We start from the raw sequence: 268 nt of genomic DNA, 5'->3' as shown, positions 1-268 counted from the left end.
CCAGAGATCATCGGTCGGGCCGCCACCCGACACAGCCATTCGATTTTGCTACGACGCGTAATGCGTCAGGGCTGCCAAGCCCATGCCGAGGTCCTGCCAAGACTTCGGAATTTCTGCATTGGCGCCCACTGCCGGGAAACTGGCACGGTGGGTGCGAGGGCGAGAGTACCGGGTAATCCTGCGCGAGCAGAGTAAACCGTTGCTTTCAGCCCCTGTCTTCTCCGTTCTTATCGAACGGAAGGAGGTGTGCGGTAGGGAAACGGGACCA

1 protein-coding gene is annotated in these 268 nt (G+C 60.1%); it reads left to right on the top strand.

All coding sequences use genetic code 11. From position 1 onward, the window contains the following. Positions 1 to 82 precede the first annotated feature (82 nt). On the top strand, positions 83 to 268 hold a 186-nt coding region (locus IV91_RS19235; RefSeq protein ID WP_233418475.1), incomplete at its 3' end, for a hypothetical protein.

Source organism: Ferrovum myxofaciens, assembly GCF_000735045.1.
In the GTDB taxonomy this organism is placed as follows: Bacteria; Pseudomonadota; Gammaproteobacteria; order Burkholderiales; family Ferrovaceae; genus Ferrovum; species Ferrovum myxofaciens.
The sequence above is the reverse complement of the archived record's forward strand: the minus strand, read 5'-3'. Positions and strand labels throughout refer to the sequence as shown.